The organism is Planctobacterium marinum (assembly GCF_020687805.1).
GTDB classification, from domain to species: Bacteria; Pseudomonadota; Gammaproteobacteria; order Enterobacterales; family Alteromonadaceae; genus Planctobacterium; species Planctobacterium marinum.
Map to the genome: position 1 here is coordinate 695,045 of NZ_JAJEWQ010000003.1, position 19,240 is coordinate 714,284.

Below are 19,240 nucleotides of genomic sequence, written 5' to 3' on the forward strand. Positions count from 1 at the left end.
TTTGGTGCCTCCAATAAATTAAAACTCGTTACTATTTAAGTTCTGGAGTTTTCATCTTCACGCATATTTAATTCAGCATTTGTCAATTCAGAGAGTTCATCGGAGTGAACCTGATAGTACTGATTGGCAGCCTCTGCCAACCCTGACCTAAATAATGGTTTGTAATAGCCCGGTTTTAAAAACCTCGACACAGGCGAAAACGTTGGCTTCAACCTAAAATCAATTGACCAGCGAGTTATACAATCGTTATTAATTTCCTGGCCATGTAATAAGCCCAGGCTAAAAATTAATACCTGATCTCGGCTTAACGTAATGGGGGTTAATTCGAACTGTTCAGATTTCTGGATAACTTTGGGTGCATAAAGAAATCCCATTTTATTTTCATTTGAGCCTTTCGATACTTCCTTCGAATAGGTTTGTTTTACGTTAACGTCGCCCATCAAATGACTTTTGGCAACGACATTCAATGCCCCTTTTTCAGTAACTTGAGTTAAATTTACTGAATTCGACATTTCATAAGCGCAGTTGCCGTAGAATGTGTCTCTGTGCAAGCCTATGTTATCACCAACATGCCCTGGTCTCGCTATACGCAAGTATGGATGCACCTGTATATCAACATCCAGCCCATAAACAGCTTCAAAAATTTCTCGATTGTCTTTTACCAGGTGTATATGCACAGCTGATCGGCCAAGGATTTCGAAAAGTCGAAATTGCAGAGCTTTATGCGCCTCATTATTACGGACATGTAAATGATATTCTTCTAAGGTTACGGAGGTCTTAAACTCTTCCGTCAAAATAGATTCGAATTTCTCACGCAACACCTCAATCACTGAATATTGCAAACCACCCAGCACGACAAACCCATGCTCAGCAAGGTAGTTGTTTGCTTCTCTTCGACTATGAATATCGAAATCATACATAACTAAAAAGGCCCCTTAAACCATTCACCAGGCACATCATGATGTTCGGGCACTGTTAAACTATTTAATGCTTTCTCAATTTCGGTAACGCAGCACATTTTGCAGGCTTGGGTGACTATGTTTCTGGCGTCGGGATGAAAGCTTTTGGTCAGACCATAACTGGTGGGTTCGGGAAAATCCGGCATGGCAATACGGGCCGGTGCGGTTTTGAGCAGTGAAAATTGCTTTTCTGCACTGCGGGCAACAATTTCTGCGGAAACGGAACAGGTTAATGCACCAGTATCAAGTGCCAGAACGCGGCCAGTTTTAGCAATCGAAGCTTCAATTGTTGCCCAATCGATAGGCTGCACAGTTCTCAAGTCGATAACTTCCGCAGAAATCCCTACAGACTGCAAAACCTCCGCAGCACGCAACGCTTCTACCACCTGGTATGAAATGGCTACTAGTGTAATATCTGTGCCTGTTCTTAAAACTTTGGCTTTTCCGAGGACATCATCTTGCCAGCCAGCCGGTACGTTGCCCTCTTGATGGTGCAACCAGCGATGTTCTAAAAACACCACCGGATTAGGATCAAAAATACTCGCCAACAACAAACCTTTCGCGTCAGCAGCTGTAGCAGGCATCACCACTTTTAAGCCCGGAATATGCGCAAACCAGGCCTGTAAGTTCTGGGAATGTGTAGGTCCCTGTCCCCATCCCCTACCTAACATTAATCTTATGGTGATTGGCACCGAGCGCTGTCCACCAAACATGTAAAACCATTTCGCAGCAGCGTTTACTAGCTGATCCATGGCCAATAAGAAAAAGTCCAACCTTTGATGCACCATGACAGGTTTCATATCATTTAATGCGGCCCCAATGCCAATACCCAACATGCCATTTTCAGATGTGGGCATATCAAATACTCGCTCTTCCCCAAACGCCTCCTGTAACCCCTTAGTGGTACCAAAGATGCGCTTGGGATCGTCAACCCCGAGGCCATAGCAAAGTACTTCGGGATCTTTTTCCATTGCCAAGTGCATGGCTTCATTGATTGCTTGGGCGAAAGTTAAGCTGCGTTCACCCATTAGCCACCTCTGCAATGTTTATGTTAACGCCTTGAGCAAATACTGGCGAATAGGCTTGTTCAGATGGAGGATAGGGACTAGTTTCGGCGAATTGGAACGCGTCCTGTATCTCAGTTTCTAATTGCCGGATCATCACCTGCAATTTTTCTGCATCGAGAATTTTTGCTTTGTAGAGCTGTGTCTTGTACAGCTCTATGGGATCTCTTTCTTTCCACGCCAAAAACTCTGCCTCGCTGCGGTAGCCAATATCATTATCATAATGAGGCCCACAATGTTCTCGCCAGCGATAAGTGTGCAACTCCACAAACGTGGCTGATTGCCCCTGACGACAAACATCAATCGCCGTAGTGAGGACGCGATGAGTTTCTGCCACAATATTGCCGTCCCCCTCCTGGCTGTGCAGGCCAATCGTGCTGGCGATGTCACAAATTTTACGACCTTGCGGCTGCCGAACCTTCAGTGGCGAATAAACAGAATACAAATTGTTTTCACAAACAAAGAGTACCGGTAATTTTTTGACAACCGCAAAGTTTGCAGCCTCGTAAAAAACCCCCTCTTCGATAGCACCATCACCTAAAAACACCACTGTGATATCATTTTTGCCGCGCAACTTCTGTGAAAGAGCCAGGCCAACACCAATAGGAATAGTATTACCTACAATGGCAGTGCTGCCTTTAAATCCGACCTTTTCATCAATTAAATGCATCGAGCCTCCACGGCCTTTGCAGCAGCCGCTTTGTTTACCATAGATCTCAGCCAGCATTGCCTTTAAGTCACCACCTTTTGCCAGGTAATGCGCATGAGCCCGATGTGTAGAAACTGCGAGATCGGATTCCGATAAAAGGGTACCAATAACTGCGGGAACGCACTCCTGACCAACGGACAGGTGCGTGGGGCAGCGCATTTTGCCCTGTGGATATCTCTTGGCGATTTCCTCTTCTACCATGCGAATACGCAACATACTTTTAAGGACGCTCAACTTATATGCACCATTCATATTTTCGAATGTCACTGCACTTTCTTGTGTTTCGGGGCTTGAATTTTTCATCAGATAGCGTCTCTCATGGGATAAACCAGTAATAATCGCCTGTATAGCCAACCTCTTGAAAGTAGGTTTTCCATTCATCAACGTGCATCATTGTTTTTGCGGTCAGATTCCAGGCCTCCATTCGCTGTTTTTCCTCTTCATTGCGATAAGCATCCACGGTGATAAAGCTGCCTTTTCGAGTGACTCTTTCTATCTCATGCAAAGCCATTGTGAGTTGAGGCAGATCAAGGTTGTGCAAAGTGGTAATGGAAAATGTGAAATCAATGGACTTATCATCGAATGGCAGCGAAACCGCACTGCCCACCTGCAATGCATGGGCAATTTCAGGTTTACAGTTTTCGATAGCATATTCAGAAACATCAATGCCGTGTATCTTTAATCCTGGAATCATTCTGTCCAGGTCGTATAACATAAAGCCTTTCGCACAGCCTATGTCTAACAAAATATCGCCGGCTTTGATACCAAAGTGCTTTTGGAAATCAGGCACAACCTGCTCCCAAAACCTGGAATGATAATGAAACCCACCGTAACCATGAGAGCGCTCCCCATCGAAAAAGGCTTTACCAAACTGACGCGCCAAAGCTCTGTCTGCCTCGCTTTTCTCCTGACCTCGTTGCTCGACATTGCGCTTTGAGCGAGGATAATGGCGCATTAAATCAATTTCCTGTCCCATCTTATCCTCCTATTTTTGGAAAAATGCCGCTATTTTTTGACATACATAATCCACTTGTGTGTCAGTTAGCTCAGGATAAATGGGCAGACTCATAATTTCTTTGGCCTGCTTTTCGGTCACAGGGAAGTCACCTTGTTTATAGCCTAATGAACGTGCTGCCTCCATAAGGTGCAACGGGATTGGGTAATGGATTTTGGTATCCACGCCATGCTCTTTAAGAAACGCCATCAATGCATCACGCTCTGGTACACGGATCACGTAGTTGTGAAATACCGCAGCATCCTCGGTTCGCACCTTAGGACAACTTACCAGCCCTTCCAACTTATCTGTATATCGCGCCGCGATACTCCGAAAACGGTCCGTCCACTCGGGTAAATAGGCAAGTTTTACATTGCCAAATGCTGCCTGGATTGTGTCCAGACGGCTATTGACTGACCATTGTATTGAATGGTCGCGATTCTCCAGACCATGGTTGCGCAGTTGCCTCAAATCACGGTATAAACTTTTATCATCCGTACTGATAAACCCGGCATCCCCCAGCAAACTGAGATTTTTCAGTGGGTGCAAACTAAAGCAACCCGCAAGTCCTAATGAACCCACTTTCTTGCCTCGATAGGTAGCCCCAATAGCCTGAGCCGCATCCTCTATAATCACAATATCCCGGTCACCGATAACGCTTGCAATTGCATCAATATCTGCCGGATTACCTGTGAGATGAACAGGTACAATGGCTTTGGTAGATGGAGTAATCACCGCTTCAAGTTTGGAAGGGTCAAGATTATAGTCATCACCAACATCAACAAATACCGGTTTGGCCCCAACCACAGAAATGGCTCCGGCACTGGCTATAAATGAATTAGGCACAGTAATCACTTCATCGCCTGGCCCGATATTTAATGCTTTCATCACAAGAATCAGCGCATCGGTACCGTTGGCAACAGTGACAGCATATTGGGTGTCACAGTATTCAGCTAGCTGCTGCTCAAACTTCTCTACCTCTTCCCCTAAAATAAACTGACCGCTTCGTCCTAAGCGCACAAACTCTGCCACTAGCTCCGATTCGACCGCCTGAAACTGCGCGCCCAAATTGACAAATGGCACCTGCATTATTGCTCTCCGTAAAAGGCTTTGATGGAACTCACCATAAATTGCAATTGCTCTTGAGTAATAAACTCATGTACAGGCAAAGACATGCAATTGGCACCGAACTTTTCTGCCATGGGGAAATCGCCTTTTTTATGCCCAAGGAAATTGGCAGCTGGTTGCAAATGCATCGGTGTCGGGTAGTGGATTTTTGCATCAATGCCTTGTCCCTGAAGATGTGCGATAAGCTCATCTCTACATTCAAACAGCCCCATATACAAATGGTAAACCGAGCGCTTATTAGGATTGCGCTGAGCAAATTGGATTTGAGGCATTCCAGCTAATTCTTGATCCAACCAATCAGCATGCTGTTGCCGTTTTTCGGTGATATTGCGGATCTTATTATCCAGCAGGTATTGCGCAACCACTGCCTGAACAGTATCAAGACGAGAATTATAAGCAAACACTTCGCAAGTATCCCTGCCCACCAGACCGTGATTGCGAATCAAGGCGAGTCTTGTAGCTAATTCTTTGTTATTGGTTACGATAATCCCGCCATCTCCCCATACATTAAGGTTTTTCAGTGGGTGCATACTAAAGCAAGTCAGCTCAGAAAATTGCGCCATGCCTTTACCATTGAGCGTAGCTCCAATACCGTGACAGGCATCTGCAACAACTTTGATATCATGTTTATTTGCTATCCCATTGATACGCTCCATATCACAGGGCAATCCCGCCCAGTGCACTGGCATGATGGCTTTGGTATTTGGGGTTATAGCGGCTTCAATCAAATCTGCATTGATATTAAAATCATCACCCGCATCCACGAAGACTGGCTTTGCCCCTGCGGTAACAATGGCTCCTACCGTTGCGTAAAAAGTAAATGGTGTCGTAATGACTTCATCACCTTCACCGATTCCCAACACCTTGAGCGACAAAAACAAAGCGTCAGTGCCAGAACCCACACCGATCCCATATAAACCATCGTTATAACTGGCGAAATCTCTTTCAAATTTGTCTACGGCAGCGCCCAGTGTAAAATCGCCATCCTGAATAACTTTTTTTACACGACTCCAGATCTCTTCATAATCGGCAAATTGCTGTGGAAGATAATTGTGATTGATGGGATATTGGCCAGTGACTCGATACTGCTCTGGGTAAAAATTACGCACTGCTTTAATCCTTATGAATGTAATTTAGGGGTAACTGTTTAATCTCTTCCAGGTTTTTACTTACCCATTCGATAGTGGCATCAATACCTGAAGACAAAGTTGTATTAGGCTGCCATGCCAGTTGCTGTTTTGCTTTACTGTCATCCATCAAATAACGTAAATCCTTGCCAGGCCTGTCAGGAGCCATCTCCACAAAATCGTCGAACTGGATGTGCATTTTATCGCAAATCATCTCAACTAATGCTTTTATTGAAACAAATTCACTAGATGAAAAGTGATAGCTTGCCCCAACAACGCCCTTACGCAAGGTGGCCAATACAGCGCTGCTGACATCAGCACCGTAAATGAAGGCTCTGATGGCCTTTCCACCGCCATGGAGTTGTAACTTTTGTCCCGTCATTGCGTAAATAATAGTACGGGGAATTATGCGGTAGAGCTGCTGCCCTGGCCCATAAAAATTGGAATAGCGAGTAAAGATTATCGGAAAGTCATACTGATTGAAGTAAGTTCTTAAACTCATATCAATTGCCGCATGAGATACGGCGTAAGGCGTGCTGGGCAGATAGTGATTGTTCTCCCCAATCAGGCTTTCAGATGAGCCATACACTTCGGGCGTAGAAATTCTGACATAGCGCTGTAGCCAGGTTTGTTTGCGCAAAAACTCATGTAATTTCACCTTAGAGATAAAATTTGTCTGATACCATTGTAATGGGTCCTGCCAACTCTCTGCGACCATTCCTTGACCAGCAAAATCCACTATGAATTCAGGCTTTTTTTGGTTCAGCAGGTCGCAAATCGCCTCAAAATCACGATTGATATCCAGCTTGTTAAACTCATAATCTGGATTTCCCGGGAGATCTCGATAAGGCAGAAAAATATCCGACGGCTCAGCTGAACGATTAACCCCAACAACGGAATATTCTGCATTAAGGGCTGATGCTATAAATTGACTTCCTGCAAAAGAATTCGAACCTAAAACGAAAATAGTCTCAGACACGTTTTAATTCCTGATTCAGGTGTTGCATCAGCATATGCCCAACTATTAACTGGGTATCTTCTGCTATCTGCATATCATCAACCGCAAAGTGAATAGCAACATCTGCCAAAGCTTTGGCCTTACCCCCACCGAAGCCTAAAATTGCAAAGCTTTGCATATTTTTCTGTTTGGCCGCTTCCAAGGCTCGAATGATGTTTGTTGAATTGCCACTGCCAGATAAAACAATGAGTATATCGCCAGCTTCAGCTTTAACCTGTAGTTGATGTGCAAAAATATTGTCATAACCAATATCATTCCCAAGACAAGTCAATACCGACGTATTAGCAGTCAACGCTTCAACTTTCATTGCTCGGCCATCTGGGGCAATACCATACAAAAAATCATTAGCTAAATGCACTGCATTACCGGCACTACCACCATTGCCACACAAGTAGACACAACGACCTTGCTGCACTGCTTCATATAGAGCCTTAGCCAAAACCTCAACCGGTGACCAGTCCATTTCACCAGTAGCTTTACGCAGCGTTTCAAGATAATTTGCTATCAGGTTTTTCATTCTACAATTTTCTCATAGGAGCCATTCTGTTTCCTTAGTTGTTCTAGCCAGACAACTACCTACGCCAAGCTTCTGGCCTGCATCCACTTTAAGTTGTGAAAGTGAGGTTCATTCTTAAGCGATCCTTGGTTATACGCCTCGATAATTTCATCAATGGCGTCATCTACGGTTTTTAAAGGCTTAAATCCGGCAGCCAGAAGTTTATCTGAATTGATACGGTAGGAACGCGGATCATTGGAGGGTGTAACTACTAGCTCAGCAGCGACCTTTTCAATCACTCGATTAGCAATATCCATGATAGAGATGTTTTCAAATCCTGCGTTAAACACCCCTGTGAGTTTCGGATTATCCAGCAAAAATAAATATAAGTCGGTAATGTCATCAATATGAATATTGGGACGGGTTTGGTCACCACCAAAAACAGTAATCCGTTTATTCTCCAAGGCCTGCATAGTAAGCATATTAACCGACACATCAAAGCGCATTCTCTTTGACAATCCACACACTGTGGCAGGACGTACAATCTGAACAGTCATTTCGTCACTGTAGCTCAACAGTACTCGCTCAGAAACCATCTTGGTCTTGTTGTACTCAGAAATAGGCTCAAGAGACAAGTCTTCAGTCACCTGATGTTCATTTTTCACACCATAAACACTGCCGGACGACGCATAAATAAAATGTTTGACACCCTCTCGTTTTGCCTTATCAGCCAATTGCATTGTGGCTAAAGCGCTGACTTCCCATGTAAGTTTAGGGTTGAGATCTCCACAAGGGTCATTGGCAATTGACGCAAGGTGTATAATGGCATCAATACCAGTTAAATCAATTTTTGCTGTTTCCCTGACATCCTGTTTCAAAACCTGCAGCTTTGGATGTTCGGACAAAAAATTACCAAACCATTGAGTGTCTATTGCTAGTACATCGTACCCCTTCGCTAACAGTTTCGGTACTAATACCGTCCCTTTATAACCACAAGCTCCTGTAACCAGTATCTTCATTTTTTATTTTCTCTAATACCGAATGCCGGTTTACTAAAATTATCAATCCAGAAAGTCAAGTTAAGCACGTATCACACGCCTCAAAGTAATGGTCACTTGCTCTAATAAACCTTGTTCAGTTTAATCACGTATCGTATTTACACTGTTAAAACATCTAGTTGACGAAACAACTCTTTCTATAAAAACTTTCACCGAATTTATACATTATTATCGGCAACAAATAGACAAAAATTAACACTATCCATTTTCTCCCCTAACCAAGTTTTCAAAAGCCTCCACCAGTATCTCATACTCATCATCTTCCCATATGAACAGTTGTCCTTTCCTGGCGTCTGGGAAACTACCGCCAATTGTAAACCCTCTATCGATAAATGACTGACTGCTACTATGGGCATAATCTTCCACTACCTGTTTGAACATGATGTAATTACACACAGGATTTAATGCACACAGATGCGTCGGACCATTATTTACACCAGTATTAAGAAAACTCATTTCATAAAGAGCCATTCTTAGTTCGACGTTAAAACAGGCTAAATTAAAGTGGAATGCCTCAGGAAATGAGACCCAAGAATTATCAGTATCAGGAACAAGCACTGGCGTGTAACCTTTTTCTGAAAGATACTTCGAGAATGCCCTCCAGGCAGGCACATTACTGTTCCTCTTGGGCTTAATTTCAGACTCTCTGAGAGTAATCGTGACTACTTGTTTTTCAGGCCATTTCACACCAAGATGATTAAACCAATTCTTTACGTAATTTAAAGCTGGTGATGAGGCTCGTAAATGTAGACAATCATGTCCCGCATGCCATGCTTCAAAAAGGTGAGTGAACTCCCAACAAGCGACAGGTACTTCTACATTGTAATTTTCAGGGAAGACATATCTGGCCTGATTTAAAATAGCCTGGGCTTCTGCTCGAGATGACGTAACAGCGACACCTGAACAAGAAGGCAGTAAAGCACAAGACTGCATCAATAATTGTCGTTTCCTCCAGTCGTGCTCTTCTGTAGAAATAATTCCTTTTCCCGCCATGTTAAAGTCATTATTGGTAGCATTTACAATTACAACGTGAACTTTAGTCAAACCAGCGTTTATCCGAGCAATCTCAGCAAGACATAGAAACCCTAAAATATCGTATGTTGTACGTGCTACATTCAGGTCATAAAAAGCATATAAGACAGATTCTGGAGACATTTCGAAATGAAGTGGCATATTGCAAAATTCGGTATGATTAACTAATTTATTTTTGTTATGTTGAAACCACAAAATTCTTTCTGGAGCAACACCTAACTCTTTTAACTCTTTGGAAATTTCCAAAATCGCCCAGGAACCCACAACAATATAGTCAAATTCGTAATCAGTAATTTGCTCAGGTTTAATACAGGGTGAAGACCAGAAATCAGCGCATTGTTTATTTTTATCAACTACTTGCAATATCTGATAGGAGTGCAAATAGTTGTCATAAAAATACTTAGCGCTGGCCCCTGTACCGTAAAGCAAAATTTTTTTCATATACAATTCTTCTGAGCTATCATTAAATCTTACAACTTTCCGTTTTTGTCGCTTCTGAACATTTAAAAAACAGTGCCATTTTGCAACATACTCAAATCCCAATCTTTAACAGGCGTACGCCAATCACCATAGTGGGCAGTGAGATAATCTTCGACATCTGAAGGAATGCGAATTGTCATGTCTGCAAACTTGGCTGCTACGGTTTTCAGCAAATGCCTTGAAGGCATACGAATACCCCTAGAAGAAAGCACGTAATCCATGGTATCTCCATCAACATACTTAATGAAGATATCCATCATAGGTAACTTAACGTCTGTATTCACTGCGTGAACTTTAAAACTACGAATACTGCCTTTAGATACGGCACCAAATTCATTAGTTGAAAAATGCGAATCCACCTTCCATTGACAACCAAAGTGGCTTTGCAGCTTCTTACAGGACTCTTTAAGAGCACTATTCACTTCATCCACATCATCGGCGTTGATGGCAATATCCAGATCATCATCCCATGGAATCAGTTGCTTATCTCGATAGATGCCTAATAATGTACCCGCATCAACGTAGTAGTTTAAGTTTTTGGAATTGAGGTGAGTAGTCACTATCGATAACATCTCCATAGTGTTAATTAGCAGTTTCTCTGATTGCCCTAATGTAATAGGTTTGATTAGTCTCGCTGGTAATACACAAATCTTATCTGGTGGTACATTAAAATCCGAAAATAGTTGCTGCTGTATCCGCTCGAAAAACTCACTTGCAATCATGACTAAATCAAATTGATTTAATAGTAGTACTTCAGGTGATTGCACTGTCACACCATTTTGTATTGAGCCATGCTTGCTTAAGTCATTATCGATAAATCCCAATAGCTCTACTTCATTTCCCAGATTTTCAGCAGCACTTATTCCGGCGAGTCCTGCGCCAAAAATATAAACACGCTTCCCGGCCCACACTTCACTATTTTTATTCATAACGGCTCACCTACCAGGGATGACTGTAACTTTTCGACTCAGATATTCTGTCAAATCGTAGCCATCCCAAACAATCGAGAAATTCAATGCCTGCCCTACAGGTACCACCCTGTCTACAGTGTTTATCGGCAATTCATTAATTAATTTGATCAATAGGGTCTGGTCAATATTGAAATGACTTATAGTCTGGCACTTTTCATCAATCACATTCGTCAATTGCTCAATCGACTCTATATTGATCCAGTACAACAGGCCCTCACCATTGTGCCAATCAAGAACTTCCGTTGAAAAAGCACTGAGTTGCAATACTGTAAGTTGTGGCAATCTCACTACCTTTAATAACTCATTCCTTGCAGCGCACATTTGCTGCGCAACTAAGTGATTAGTTGTGCGTGCGGAAGAGTAATTTTCTTTTGTAAGGTGACGATACACCTTGTCGATAAGATCTTCAGGCAGATTACTTTTACCGACGGAAAAAATCACTTTAGGAGAAGAGCAAGCTAGCTGCGAGAAAGCCTGGATATCTCTGGCTAATCCATTTGCTAGCTGATGATAATCTGAAACTCCTTGCAAATCTAAAAGGCAAATCGAATACTTGTCTGAGAATACAATATCGCGACAGCTAACCTTACTCGTAATAGCCTTGATCGCACGAGTAGTTGTGTCACTCCCCCAGATCATTCTTGCGTCGGACTCCAGTGAGATCGCTTTTGTGATCTGGTCGTTATGAGGGTAAGTGATAAAAACATTGTTTGACGCTATATTCGGATAAGCTTGTGAATCTATTATGGAACCTATTACATTAAGTAAAATGGTTCTTTCTTCAGACTCCTGTTGCGATAAACGAATGATATTAAGATTGCCCATCAATAATGAGATCAACCAACTGTAGGCAAATTGAATATCCACATTTGCGGGCGTAATGTGAAATACCGTTCCGACAGGTTTATAGATGTACGCGCTATTTCCCAGAAACTCCGATTTTATGCTTTCAATATTTGATTTCCTTAACCAATAACCTAAGGCAACCAAATTCGGCTGGTTGGCTGAATCAGAGCCTTTAAGCAATGCCTGACTGAGAGCATTTACAAACGAAATAATTTCTTCAGAAAAAGGCGATAACTTGCCTGAAAATTGCTGTTCCGAGGGTTGAAGTACATATGTTATTTCAGGGAAATGTTTAAGCCTGTGTATCACTGCACCCCCTCACTTCAGTTTTAGGCAGTCTCCCTAGCACCTGAAAGTATTTCCCCTTGCGACCACAGAGACAATCATCAACCCCCAATACCGAGCCAAGATCTTCTGTTAATAGTGAATTTCCAGGATAACTACCAGGAACAATAGACAACACTTGTAGCAGCCCTGGATTATTATTATCTATAACCTTGAGCGTTTGCGGATCCCGCACTACCACATCGGCATAAATGGGGGCATGCAAATGCCCCGCTTCACATTCAACAAAAATTGAACCTACCTGTTCGGCCATGCCATAGAAATTATGCACTTTTTCGATGTTGAGTGTTTTGCGGCAGACGCGCTTAAATTCCTCGTTACTGACTTTTTGTGCTTCCAGTTTTTTCCAACCTCCGCTGTGCAGCAATATCCCGCTATTGAGATTGAGCGCATTCTCACTTTTACGCAGTGACTGTAAGAAATGCTGCCACACCATAAAGGTAAAGCCAAACAATAATACCGGCTGGTTTTTATGCGTTTCAGCAAAAGCTTGTACTACCTCTATGTTTAGTGACATATCTTCATTTAAAGCATATATCGGCTGTCGACCAAACATAGAAAGCCCCTGAATACCGGCTCCCCGGGCAGAGTAACTATCCTTACTTTTAAGTACGCCGGGATGATCTATGATCAGCATTGGCATTCGCTTTTTGCCGATAAAATCCTGGAGCACTTTAACCAGCACTTTTGACTGACGCCGACTGGTATCCTGATCCAATATGACCTTTGCCGGAGTCTGACCTGTCGTACCAGAGGAATACAGGATTTTAAACACCTGCTCCTGGGGAATGCTCTGCAATGTCAGATATTTAAACAACCTGACCGCCAAATAGGGGAAATCTTCAAGACTATCCATTGAAGCATCTGAGAACAGGTTGCTATAAGCTTCACAATGTTGAAGGTGATGATGATGCAGACTGGTTAATGTTTGCCGCATTTTTATCTCTTTATCTGCCTGGTTTAAGGCAAAGGGATTCATTTCAAACCAGTCTTCAGGAATTAACTCAGACATTGCCCTGACTCTCTTCAAATAACTGTTTCAGAGCCGGATAGTCCGTTTTCTGATTAGCGTTTACCGGAAAACTATCCAGTTTCATTACCTTGATAGTACTGACATGAAGTGTCAATGCTTTGCTCAGAAAATTCCTGACTTCGTCTGCTTCACCAGAAATAATAGCCACATAAAGCAAATCATCCTTACCGGTTACCTTGGCAGATACATCATTCGCTTCCAGAACTTTTTCCACCTCATCCAGGCTGATGCGCAAGCCAAACACTTTTACAAATCGCTTTATTCGACCTGTAATAAAATAATCACCATCACCATCTTTACGGGCCAGGTCACCGGTTTTAAGTTTTGATTGCGGTGCAAAAGAGGCTAACTCTGCTCGTCCACTGGCGTATCCCAGCATAACATTAGGGCCTTCGTATACCAGCTCCCCTTCCCCTTCGATAACGGGCGCACCACTATCATTTATCAGAGTAAATTGTCCACCAGGAATGGCTCGCCCAATCGCCCCCGTTTTTTGGCGAAGCAGTTCAGGATCCAACCAGGCCATTCTGGCCGTAGCTTCAGTTTGGCCATACATCACATAAAATGGCTTATTATACTTTCCTGACCAGTCAGCAAACAATTCCAGGATTTCGTGTTTCATGCGTCCACCGGCCTGAGTTAAATATTTCAGATGTGGGTATTCTTTTTGATGAAAGCGCAATTTTGCCAACATTTCATAGGTATAGGGCACTCCTGCCAAACTGGAAATCTTGTGTTCTTTAAGCAGTGTCCAGAAATTTGCACTCACAACGGAATCATTATTAAGTACGCAACAAGCGCCCTTTAACAAATGGGTATTAATAACTGATAAGCCATAGGAGTAATGACAGGGTAACGTGGTAATGGTGATATCTGAGTCCTGTATCGGTAAATACTGTGCGATCGCATCAGCATTGGCCTGCAAGTTATCGTAACTCAACACCACCTGTTTTGCCGTACCCGTGCTGCCTGAAGTAGACAACAAAATGGCTACCCGAGGGTCTATTTCTGCTTGTGTGTATCCGGTTAGGTGATAATCGGCCTCCCGAATTAGCATATGAGGTTGAAATTCAGTTGCCAGCTTCGCCAATCGGGCTTCATCAATATCCCGTTGCAGCAACATAACCGGTACTTTTTTCTGCAGGCAAGCCAGATAGTTAACCACAGTATTGAGGGTATTGCTGCATAACAAAATAGCCAGTTCACCTTGCCCTGGCAATTTGTCCTGCGCTTCCTCAATCAACTGCTGAAGCTGGGAATAGGTATAACAAGTCTGCTCAACGACGAATGCAATGCGCGGATGATATTCGGGAGGAAACTGCCAATACATAAAGACTCCGGTTGCCACACCATTAGGGCAGTGTCAAAGCGCCGTTGACGCCTATGTCTTGACCTGTGATATAACCAGCATCCTCTGACAATAAAAAACGAATACTTTTTGCCACATCGCCAGCCGTAGCAAACCGATTTAAAGGGATTTGCGCCAGCAATGCCTGTTTTTTATCAGAAGGGTAATGCGCCGTTAAGTCAGTTTCCACAAACCCAGGTGAAACAGTGTTTATCCTGATTCCAACAGCACCCAACTCTTTGGCCGCTGACAGGGTCAGGCCCGCTAAACTGGCCTTACTCATAGCATAGGCCGACTGACCTTTGGCCCCCTGCTGGGCAACGATTGAGCCCACATTGACAATGCTCCCTTGCCGATTTCGGGTCATCAGGCGTGCTGCCAGCTGAATATGTTCATATACCGCTGAGACATTAATATTGAACAAGTTGTTCATGTCCTTTTTCGCTGTCATGGCGATTGCCTGTTCAACCATAATGCCGGCATTGTTCACCAGGCCGTCCAGTCTGCCAAATTCCGACTGGATTTGCCTGAATTGCTGTTTAACAGCATCACTGTCAACCACGTCGTAGTGCAACCAATGTAATCGGGCAGTATCGCCGTCTTCAAATGAATCGCGCAATTGTTGAAATCCAGCTGCTGTCCGGCAATTAGCCAGTACTGTCGCCCCGGATTCCAGACAACATTTAACTGTTGCAGCGCCAATACCGCGCGATGCGCCGGTAACCAGAACTATTTTATCTTGCAACAAAGACATAAGCTTAAACTAAAACTGAACTTCGTATCGGGTCAATATTTCCTGTGCTTTAGCCACAGAGCTCATGTCAATGATGTCATCGGTATCTAGCATCACATCGAATACTCCTTCAATTTCTGCGATCAGTATCATATGTGCAGTTGAGTCCCATTCAGCAATAGTGTTATAGGTTAACTCAGGTGACACCTGATTGAGCTCAATGTTAAGGGCTGAAGCGAATGCCTGAAAAAGCTTTTCCTGATTATTCATTTACGCTGTCTCGAAAGTAAGTTTTTTAATGTGCCTGTCGATTGGATATAGCGCTCTCGCTCCAGGGCAATAATTGTGTATTCTCTATCCTTATCGACCTCGGCATAGCCAAGTTTACCATTGTAACTGAGTGCCGCTGAATTTTGGCTTTTAACTTTAGCCGTCACCTGGTTCACTTTTAGATAATCAAAACAATAATCCAGTAGCACTAACGATGGGGCAAAAGCCAGAATGTTAGAACGATAGCGTTCATCTCCAATATAGATACCGGGCTCCAAAGTTATCGCTTCAGTGACCGGCTTGCCATCGCATGATTTTAGATTTGCCGCACCAATATAATCAGCGCGGTATTGAATGATAAAATGCTGTTGATCTTGCCGCTCACTGATATTCTGAAACCAGTTTAATTGTTGCTGCTCATCGATAATTTCACCGGATACCATTTGCTCACGGACAAAATCGGAGTTACGCCACTGCCGCAACAGCTCCAGATGTGGCTTTTCTATCGGCAACATATTCACGCCATAGCCAGAGAGTTGGTTACGCATCATTCAATCTCATGTAATCCGGCCAGCTGATCCAGTAGTCTTGCGGTGCCCTGCATATCACGGTGTTTTTCAGCCTGTTGATACATAGTTTGCAATAGTTCAGGTTTTGACCACAAAGCATCGGCCAGCTCAACAACTTCAGAAATTGCCATATCCTGTCTGAAATCAAAGCTCTGGCACCAGCCCTGCTGTTCAGAAGCCTTTGCAGCATTTAACTGATTATCCGCCACAACCAACAACAATGACGGACACTGCATCGCCAACAATTCAAATTGGGTAGACCCGGCTGCAGAGATGGTTAGCAAGCTATTGGAAAAAACAGAAGCCAGGTCCTGGCAATCAATCACCAACTGAACACTTATCTGCCCTTTCTGAACATAGTTTTTAATCTCTGCCAGTTGGTTGTTGTCGCTGGTCGCTACCAGGCGAACAGGCATATTCACATTTCGCTCATTTAATGCTTTTAAGAACAACAATGAAAGCCCTTTTACATCCGTGCCGCCCATCACCAGAGTCAATGATCGTCTGCTTGTCAGAGGTAACGGCAGCTCGCTAAAAAACTCCTGTCTCAGCAATCGAAATTTATCCCCCAGACAAAGCTTAGCTTTGGGCGCAGTTTGCTCGTAAGTTAATGCGTTGGCACCACCGGCACTATTGATTATCAACCTGACATTAAGCGTACCGCGATCATTGCAATCATCAAACAAAACTGTACTGCCTGGTAATTCAGACAACTGATTAATAAAGCTGGCGGAGAATTTGTAACTATCCAGTACGATTAAATCATCATTTGTCACAGTCACATGCTCTTGCAGCCATTGGAGTTGCTCAGTTTCAGATAAACCAGATGGGATTTCCTGAATCATAAAGCGCCAGTCATGCCGCTTCATACAAAAGGGAATTGTTTCAGCACAGACAACAAAAACACATTCGACATATTGCTCAGACAAGGCTTGCGCCAGCGCCATGCAGCGCATCAAATGGCCCATCCCCGCGGTTTCTGAAGCCTCTGTTAAAAACCAGGCTTTCACGGTTTGTCCACGAATGTCCAGTCCATTGCCTGGCCTTTTTGCAAGTCACATTCAGCTGTTTTACCCAATATTTCATTAAAATATTTAGGTGCAAGCCCCATAGCAGGTCTGACAATTTTTAAATTTTTCCGGGTGAACAACTCACCTTTTTTGATGTTCTCACTCACATAAATTGAACGTCGATAACGCTTTGAATTTTGCTCAGCGAGCGTGCCACCATAGGTCACTTCACCTTGTGCCTGCCAGGCCCGTTGAGTCTCTTCAGCCAGTAATTTAAATTCCGCAGGCTCCAACGAAAATTCAGCATCCACACCACCAGCATTGCGATCCAAAACAAAGTGTTTTTCGACTACGCAGGCACCCAATGCAACACTGGCTATAGCCACCCCGATTCCACGAGTGTGATCAGACAAACCGACCGAACAGCCAAATCGCTTCTGAATATCGGGCATTGTCACCAGGTTGGTGTTTTCAGGCGTTGCCGGATAGGTACTGGTGCATTTTAACAGCACCAGCTCCCTGCACCCATGAGCGTATGCAGTATCTACTGCCTCTTCTATTTCCTCCAGAGAAGCCATGCCTGTTGACATGATTAACGGCTTTTTCTTGCTGGCAGCACAGGCGATCAAAGGGATGTCAGTTAATTCAAAAGAAGCGATTTTAAAACAAGGCACACCAAGCCCATCTAAAAAGTGTACAGCGTCTTCATCAAAAGGAGAACTAAACGCCAGTAAGCCTTTTGCCTGAGCATGCTCAAACAATGGCATATGCCATTCGTAAGGTGTGGCGGCTTTTTGATATAAGGTGTGCAGTTTTGCCCCGGCCCATAAGCTGTCTTTTTCGCCAATCACAAAATCGCTATGCTCACTATCCAGTGTCATGGAATCAGCGGTATAGGTTTGCAATTTGATAGCATCAACACCCGCCTCGTGCGCGGCGTCGATCATCGCAAGCGCAGTATCGAAGCTTTGACTGTGATTGCCGCTTAACTCGGCAATAACCAGTGGTTTTCCAGTGCCGATACTAAAATGACCAATTTGAAACTGTTGTTTAAATTGTCTGGCCATACTCAATCCGCTTTTTCAAAAAGTGACAACACACTCTCAGTTAACTCTTTCGCAGGGATTGGGGTTGCGGACCGTTCTGTAGCATAATCAGGCATCAGTGTCCTTGCATCTACTTCGCCAACAATCACCAGGCTTGGGCAGTTTACTGTCGTCGCTAACCACTGCGGCGCCGAGGGCACGGTAATCAACAGGTCACTGCTCTTCAGCATAGACAGCGTCTTGCGCATAGACTGCGAGCCATCAAAGCCCGTCCAGACATGAAACCCCGCCTTTTCCAGCGATTTTTTCAGTTCCTCCCCATAGGGATAACTTCTCTCTGCGGTTCTGGCATCAGTAGCTAATGCGATAACCATCTGCTTTTTCTTAATTTTGTCCAGCGTATGGTTGGCTTCAACATCGATGCTCATATTCATTTCAATGTCAGCAAAACCACAACAATGTCTCAGGTAAAACTCCGGATAGCCAAAATCGGGGACAGTGCCAAACTCCCACCAGGGGGTATGCCAGCGCGCCATACCAAAGAAGGTACTGCTCATATAATTTGCCGGATCGTGGACATAGTCATGTTGCAAGGTTTGCTTATCCAGTTGGTCGATAAGATCTGCCACCGAAATCGACATGAAATTGCCCTGCAGGTTTTCTCCGGCATCTTTCAGGAAGCGGGCCAAAAAACAAGGCATAAACCAGGTATCCAGATTAATAATCTGTTGATACTCTGTGCCGATTATCTTTTCAGCCAACATCAAAAAGCGTTCCATGGCGGGGATGATATTATCCGGCCATTCCGCCTTTTCCATTTTTATAATTTTGACATCGGGCTCAGCCAGCTGAATTACGTCAGCGCCTGCTGAAAAAGTTAACACTGAAATTTCAGCCTCGGGATAGCGGGATCTGATATAACGAATGGCAGGAATACCGATGCAGGTGACATCACCTAATCCGAGCATCCTGATAATAAGAATTTTAGCGGGATCAGCCACTTG

The 19,240-nt window shown here is 43.7% G+C and carries 20 protein-coding genes; all 20 read right to left on the reverse strand.

The features are described 5' to 3' along the window. Positions 1-35 precede the first annotated feature (35 nt). The gene (locus LJ740_RS12780) at positions 36-920 is read right to left on the reverse strand and encodes a 2OG-Fe(II) oxygenase family protein (protein ID WP_229529479.1); all 885 of its coding nucleotides are present in this window, start codon (positions 918-920) and stop codon (positions 36-38) included. A gap of 2 nt (positions 921-922) precedes the next feature. Further along, positions 923-1,987, reverse strand: coding sequence for an alpha-ketoacid dehydrogenase subunit beta (locus LJ740_RS12785; protein ID WP_229529480.1), 1,065 nt, complete (start codon positions 1,985-1,987; stop codon positions 923-925). Continuing rightward, positions 1,980-3,035 carry a thiamine pyrophosphate-dependent dehydrogenase E1 component subunit alpha gene (locus tag LJ740_RS12790; RefSeq protein ID WP_229529481.1) on the reverse strand — a complete coding sequence of 352 codons (1,056 nt, stop codon included), beginning with the start codon at positions 3,033-3,035 and terminating at the stop codon, positions 1,980-1,982. Before LJ740_RS12790 ends, LJ740_RS12785 begins: the two co-directional genes overlap by 8 nt. 13 nt (positions 3,036-3,048) lie before the next feature. Continuing rightward, positions 3,049-3,708 (reverse strand): class I SAM-dependent methyltransferase, encoded by a 660-nt coding sequence (locus tag LJ740_RS12795; protein WP_229529482.1) that lies wholly within the window; start codon positions 3,706-3,708, stop codon positions 3,049-3,051. A 9-nt stretch (positions 3,709-3,717) separates the two neighbouring features. Then, positions 3,718-4,815, reverse strand: a complete 1,098-nt coding sequence (locus LJ740_RS12800) for a DegT/DnrJ/EryC1/StrS family aminotransferase (protein ID WP_229529483.1) — start codon at positions 4,813-4,815, stop codon at positions 3,718-3,720. Beyond that, positions 4,815-5,963, reverse strand: coding sequence for a DegT/DnrJ/EryC1/StrS family aminotransferase (locus tag LJ740_RS12805; RefSeq protein ID WP_229529484.1), 1,149 nt, complete (start codon positions 5,961-5,963; stop codon positions 4,815-4,817). The genes LJ740_RS12800 and LJ740_RS12805 overlap by 1 nt, the downstream gene beginning before the upstream one ends. Before the next feature lie 4 nt (positions 5,964-5,967). Next, complete coding sequence (locus tag LJ740_RS12810) at positions 5,968-6,960, reverse strand: GDP-mannose 4,6-dehydratase (protein WP_229529485.1); 993 nt, start codon at positions 6,958-6,960, stop codon at positions 5,968-5,970. After that, positions 6,953-7,516: an SIS domain-containing protein gene (locus LJ740_RS12815; protein ID WP_229529486.1), complete on the reverse strand. Its 564-nt coding sequence runs from the start codon at positions 7,514-7,516 to the stop codon at positions 6,953-6,955. Before LJ740_RS12815 ends, LJ740_RS12810 begins: the two co-directional genes overlap by 8 nt. 59 nt (positions 7,517-7,575) lie before the next feature. Then, positions 7,576-8,514, reverse strand: a complete 939-nt coding sequence (locus LJ740_RS12820) for an NAD-dependent epimerase/dehydratase family protein (protein WP_229529487.1) — start codon at positions 8,512-8,514, stop codon at positions 7,576-7,578. A gap of 237 nt (positions 8,515-8,751) precedes the next feature. Beyond that, positions 8,752-10,026 (reverse strand): hypothetical protein, encoded by a 1,275-nt coding sequence (locus LJ740_RS12825; RefSeq protein WP_229529488.1) that lies wholly within the window; start codon positions 10,024-10,026, stop codon positions 8,752-8,754. Between the two features lie 62 nt (positions 10,027-10,088). Continuing rightward, positions 10,089-10,994 (reverse strand): LicD family protein, encoded by a 906-nt coding sequence (locus LJ740_RS12830; protein ID WP_229529489.1) that lies wholly within the window; start codon positions 10,992-10,994, stop codon positions 10,089-10,091. 6 nt (positions 10,995-11,000) lie between these two features. Next, positions 11,001-12,191: an acyl-CoA reductase gene (locus tag LJ740_RS12835; RefSeq protein WP_229529490.1), complete on the reverse strand. Its 1,191-nt coding sequence runs from the start codon at positions 12,189-12,191 to the stop codon at positions 11,001-11,003. After that, entirely contained in the window at positions 12,175-13,239 is a 1,065-nt protein-coding gene (locus tag LJ740_RS12840; protein WP_229529491.1) for a LuxE/PaaK family acyltransferase, read from the reverse strand. The genes LJ740_RS12835 and LJ740_RS12840 overlap by 17 nt, the downstream gene beginning before the upstream one ends. Next, positions 13,232-14,590 carry an AMP-binding protein gene (locus LJ740_RS12845; RefSeq protein ID WP_229529492.1) on the reverse strand — a complete coding sequence of 453 codons (1,359 nt, stop codon included), beginning with the start codon at positions 14,588-14,590 and terminating at the stop codon, positions 13,232-13,234. The genes LJ740_RS12840 and LJ740_RS12845 overlap by 8 nt, the downstream gene beginning before the upstream one ends. A gap of 22 nt (positions 14,591-14,612) precedes the next feature. Further along, entirely contained in the window at positions 14,613-15,362 is a 750-nt protein-coding gene (locus LJ740_RS12850; protein ID WP_229529493.1) for an SDR family NAD(P)-dependent oxidoreductase, read from the reverse strand. A 9-nt stretch (positions 15,363-15,371) separates the two neighbouring features. Further along, a complete protein-coding gene (locus LJ740_RS12855; RefSeq protein ID WP_229529494.1) occupies positions 15,372-15,611 on the reverse strand; it encodes an acyl carrier protein in 240 nt (79 codons plus the stop codon). Then, the gene (locus LJ740_RS12860) at positions 15,608-16,162 is read right to left on the reverse strand and encodes a GNAT family N-acetyltransferase (RefSeq protein ID WP_229529495.1); all 555 of its coding nucleotides are present in this window, start codon (positions 16,160-16,162) and stop codon (positions 15,608-15,610) included. The genes LJ740_RS12855 and LJ740_RS12860 overlap by 4 nt, the downstream gene beginning before the upstream one ends. Continuing rightward, on the reverse strand, positions 16,159-17,190 hold the full coding sequence (gene pseG, locus LJ740_RS12865; protein ID WP_229529496.1) for a UDP-2,4-diacetamido-2,4,6-trideoxy-beta-L-altropyranose hydrolase: 1,032 nt from the start codon (positions 17,188-17,190) through the stop codon (positions 16,159-16,161). Before pseG ends, LJ740_RS12860 begins: the two co-directional genes overlap by 4 nt. Further along, positions 17,187-18,257, reverse strand: coding sequence for a pseudaminic acid synthase (pseI, locus tag LJ740_RS12870; RefSeq protein WP_229529497.1), 1,071 nt, complete (start codon positions 18,255-18,257; stop codon positions 17,187-17,189). Before pseI ends, pseG begins: the two co-directional genes overlap by 4 nt. 2 nt (positions 18,258-18,259) lie before the next feature. After that, positions 18,260-19,237 (reverse strand): glycosyltransferase family 9 protein, encoded by a 978-nt coding sequence (locus LJ740_RS12875; protein ID WP_229529498.1) that lies wholly within the window; start codon positions 19,235-19,237, stop codon positions 18,260-18,262. Between the last annotated feature and the right edge of the window lie 3 nt (positions 19,238-19,240).

Excerpts from the sequence above, each read along its gene's own strand:
- LJ740_RS12780 (WP_229529479.1), bottom strand. The coding sequence starts at position 920 with ATGTATGATTTCGATATTCATAGTCGAAGAGAAGCAAACAACTACCTT.
- LJ740_RS12785 (WP_229529480.1), bottom strand. The coding sequence starts at position 1,987 with ATGGGTGAACGCAGCTTAACTTTCGCCCAAGCAATCAATGAAGCCATG.
- LJ740_RS12790 (WP_229529481.1), bottom strand. The coding sequence starts at position 3,035 with ATGAAAAATTCAAGCCCCGAAACACAAGAAAGTGCAGTGACATTCGAA.
- LJ740_RS12795 (WP_229529482.1), bottom strand. The coding sequence starts at position 3,708 with ATGGGACAGGAAATTGATTTAATGCGCCATTATCCTCGCTCAAAGCGC.
- LJ740_RS12800 (WP_229529483.1), bottom strand. The coding sequence starts at position 4,815 with ATGCAGGTGCCATTTGTCAATTTGGGCGCGCAGTTTCAGGCGGTCGAA.
- LJ740_RS12815 (WP_229529486.1), bottom strand. The coding sequence starts at position 7,516 with ATGAAAAACCTGATAGCAAATTATCTTGAAACGCTGCGTAAAGCTACT.
- LJ740_RS12820 (WP_229529487.1), bottom strand. The coding sequence starts at position 8,514 with ATGAAGATACTGGTTACAGGAGCTTGTGGTTATAAAGGGACGGTATTA.
- LJ740_RS12825 (WP_229529488.1), bottom strand. The coding sequence starts at position 10,026 with ATGAAAAAAATTTTGCTTTACGGTACAGGGGCCAGCGCTAAGTATTTT.
- LJ740_RS12830 (WP_229529489.1), bottom strand. The coding sequence starts at position 10,994 with ATGAATAAAAATAGTGAAGTGTGGGCCGGGAAGCGTGTTTATATTTTT.
- LJ740_RS12840 (WP_229529491.1), bottom strand. The coding sequence starts at position 13,239 with ATGTCTGAGTTAATTCCTGAAGACTGGTTTGAAATGAATCCCTTTGCC.
- LJ740_RS12845 (WP_229529492.1), bottom strand. The coding sequence starts at position 14,590 with ATGTATTGGCAGTTTCCTCCCGAATATCATCCGCGCATTGCATTCGTC.
- LJ740_RS12850 (WP_229529493.1), bottom strand. The coding sequence starts at position 15,362 with ATGTCTTTGTTGCAAGATAAAATAGTTCTGGTTACCGGCGCATCGCGC.
- LJ740_RS12855 (WP_229529494.1), bottom strand. The coding sequence starts at position 15,611 with ATGAATAATCAGGAAAAGCTTTTTCAGGCATTCGCTTCAGCCCTTAAC.
- LJ740_RS12860 (WP_229529495.1), bottom strand. The coding sequence starts at position 16,162 with ATGATGCGTAACCAACTCTCTGGCTATGGCGTGAATATGTTGCCGATA.
- pseI (WP_229529497.1), bottom strand. The coding sequence starts at position 18,257 with ATGGCCAGACAATTTAAACAACAGTTTCAAATTGGTCATTTTAGTATC.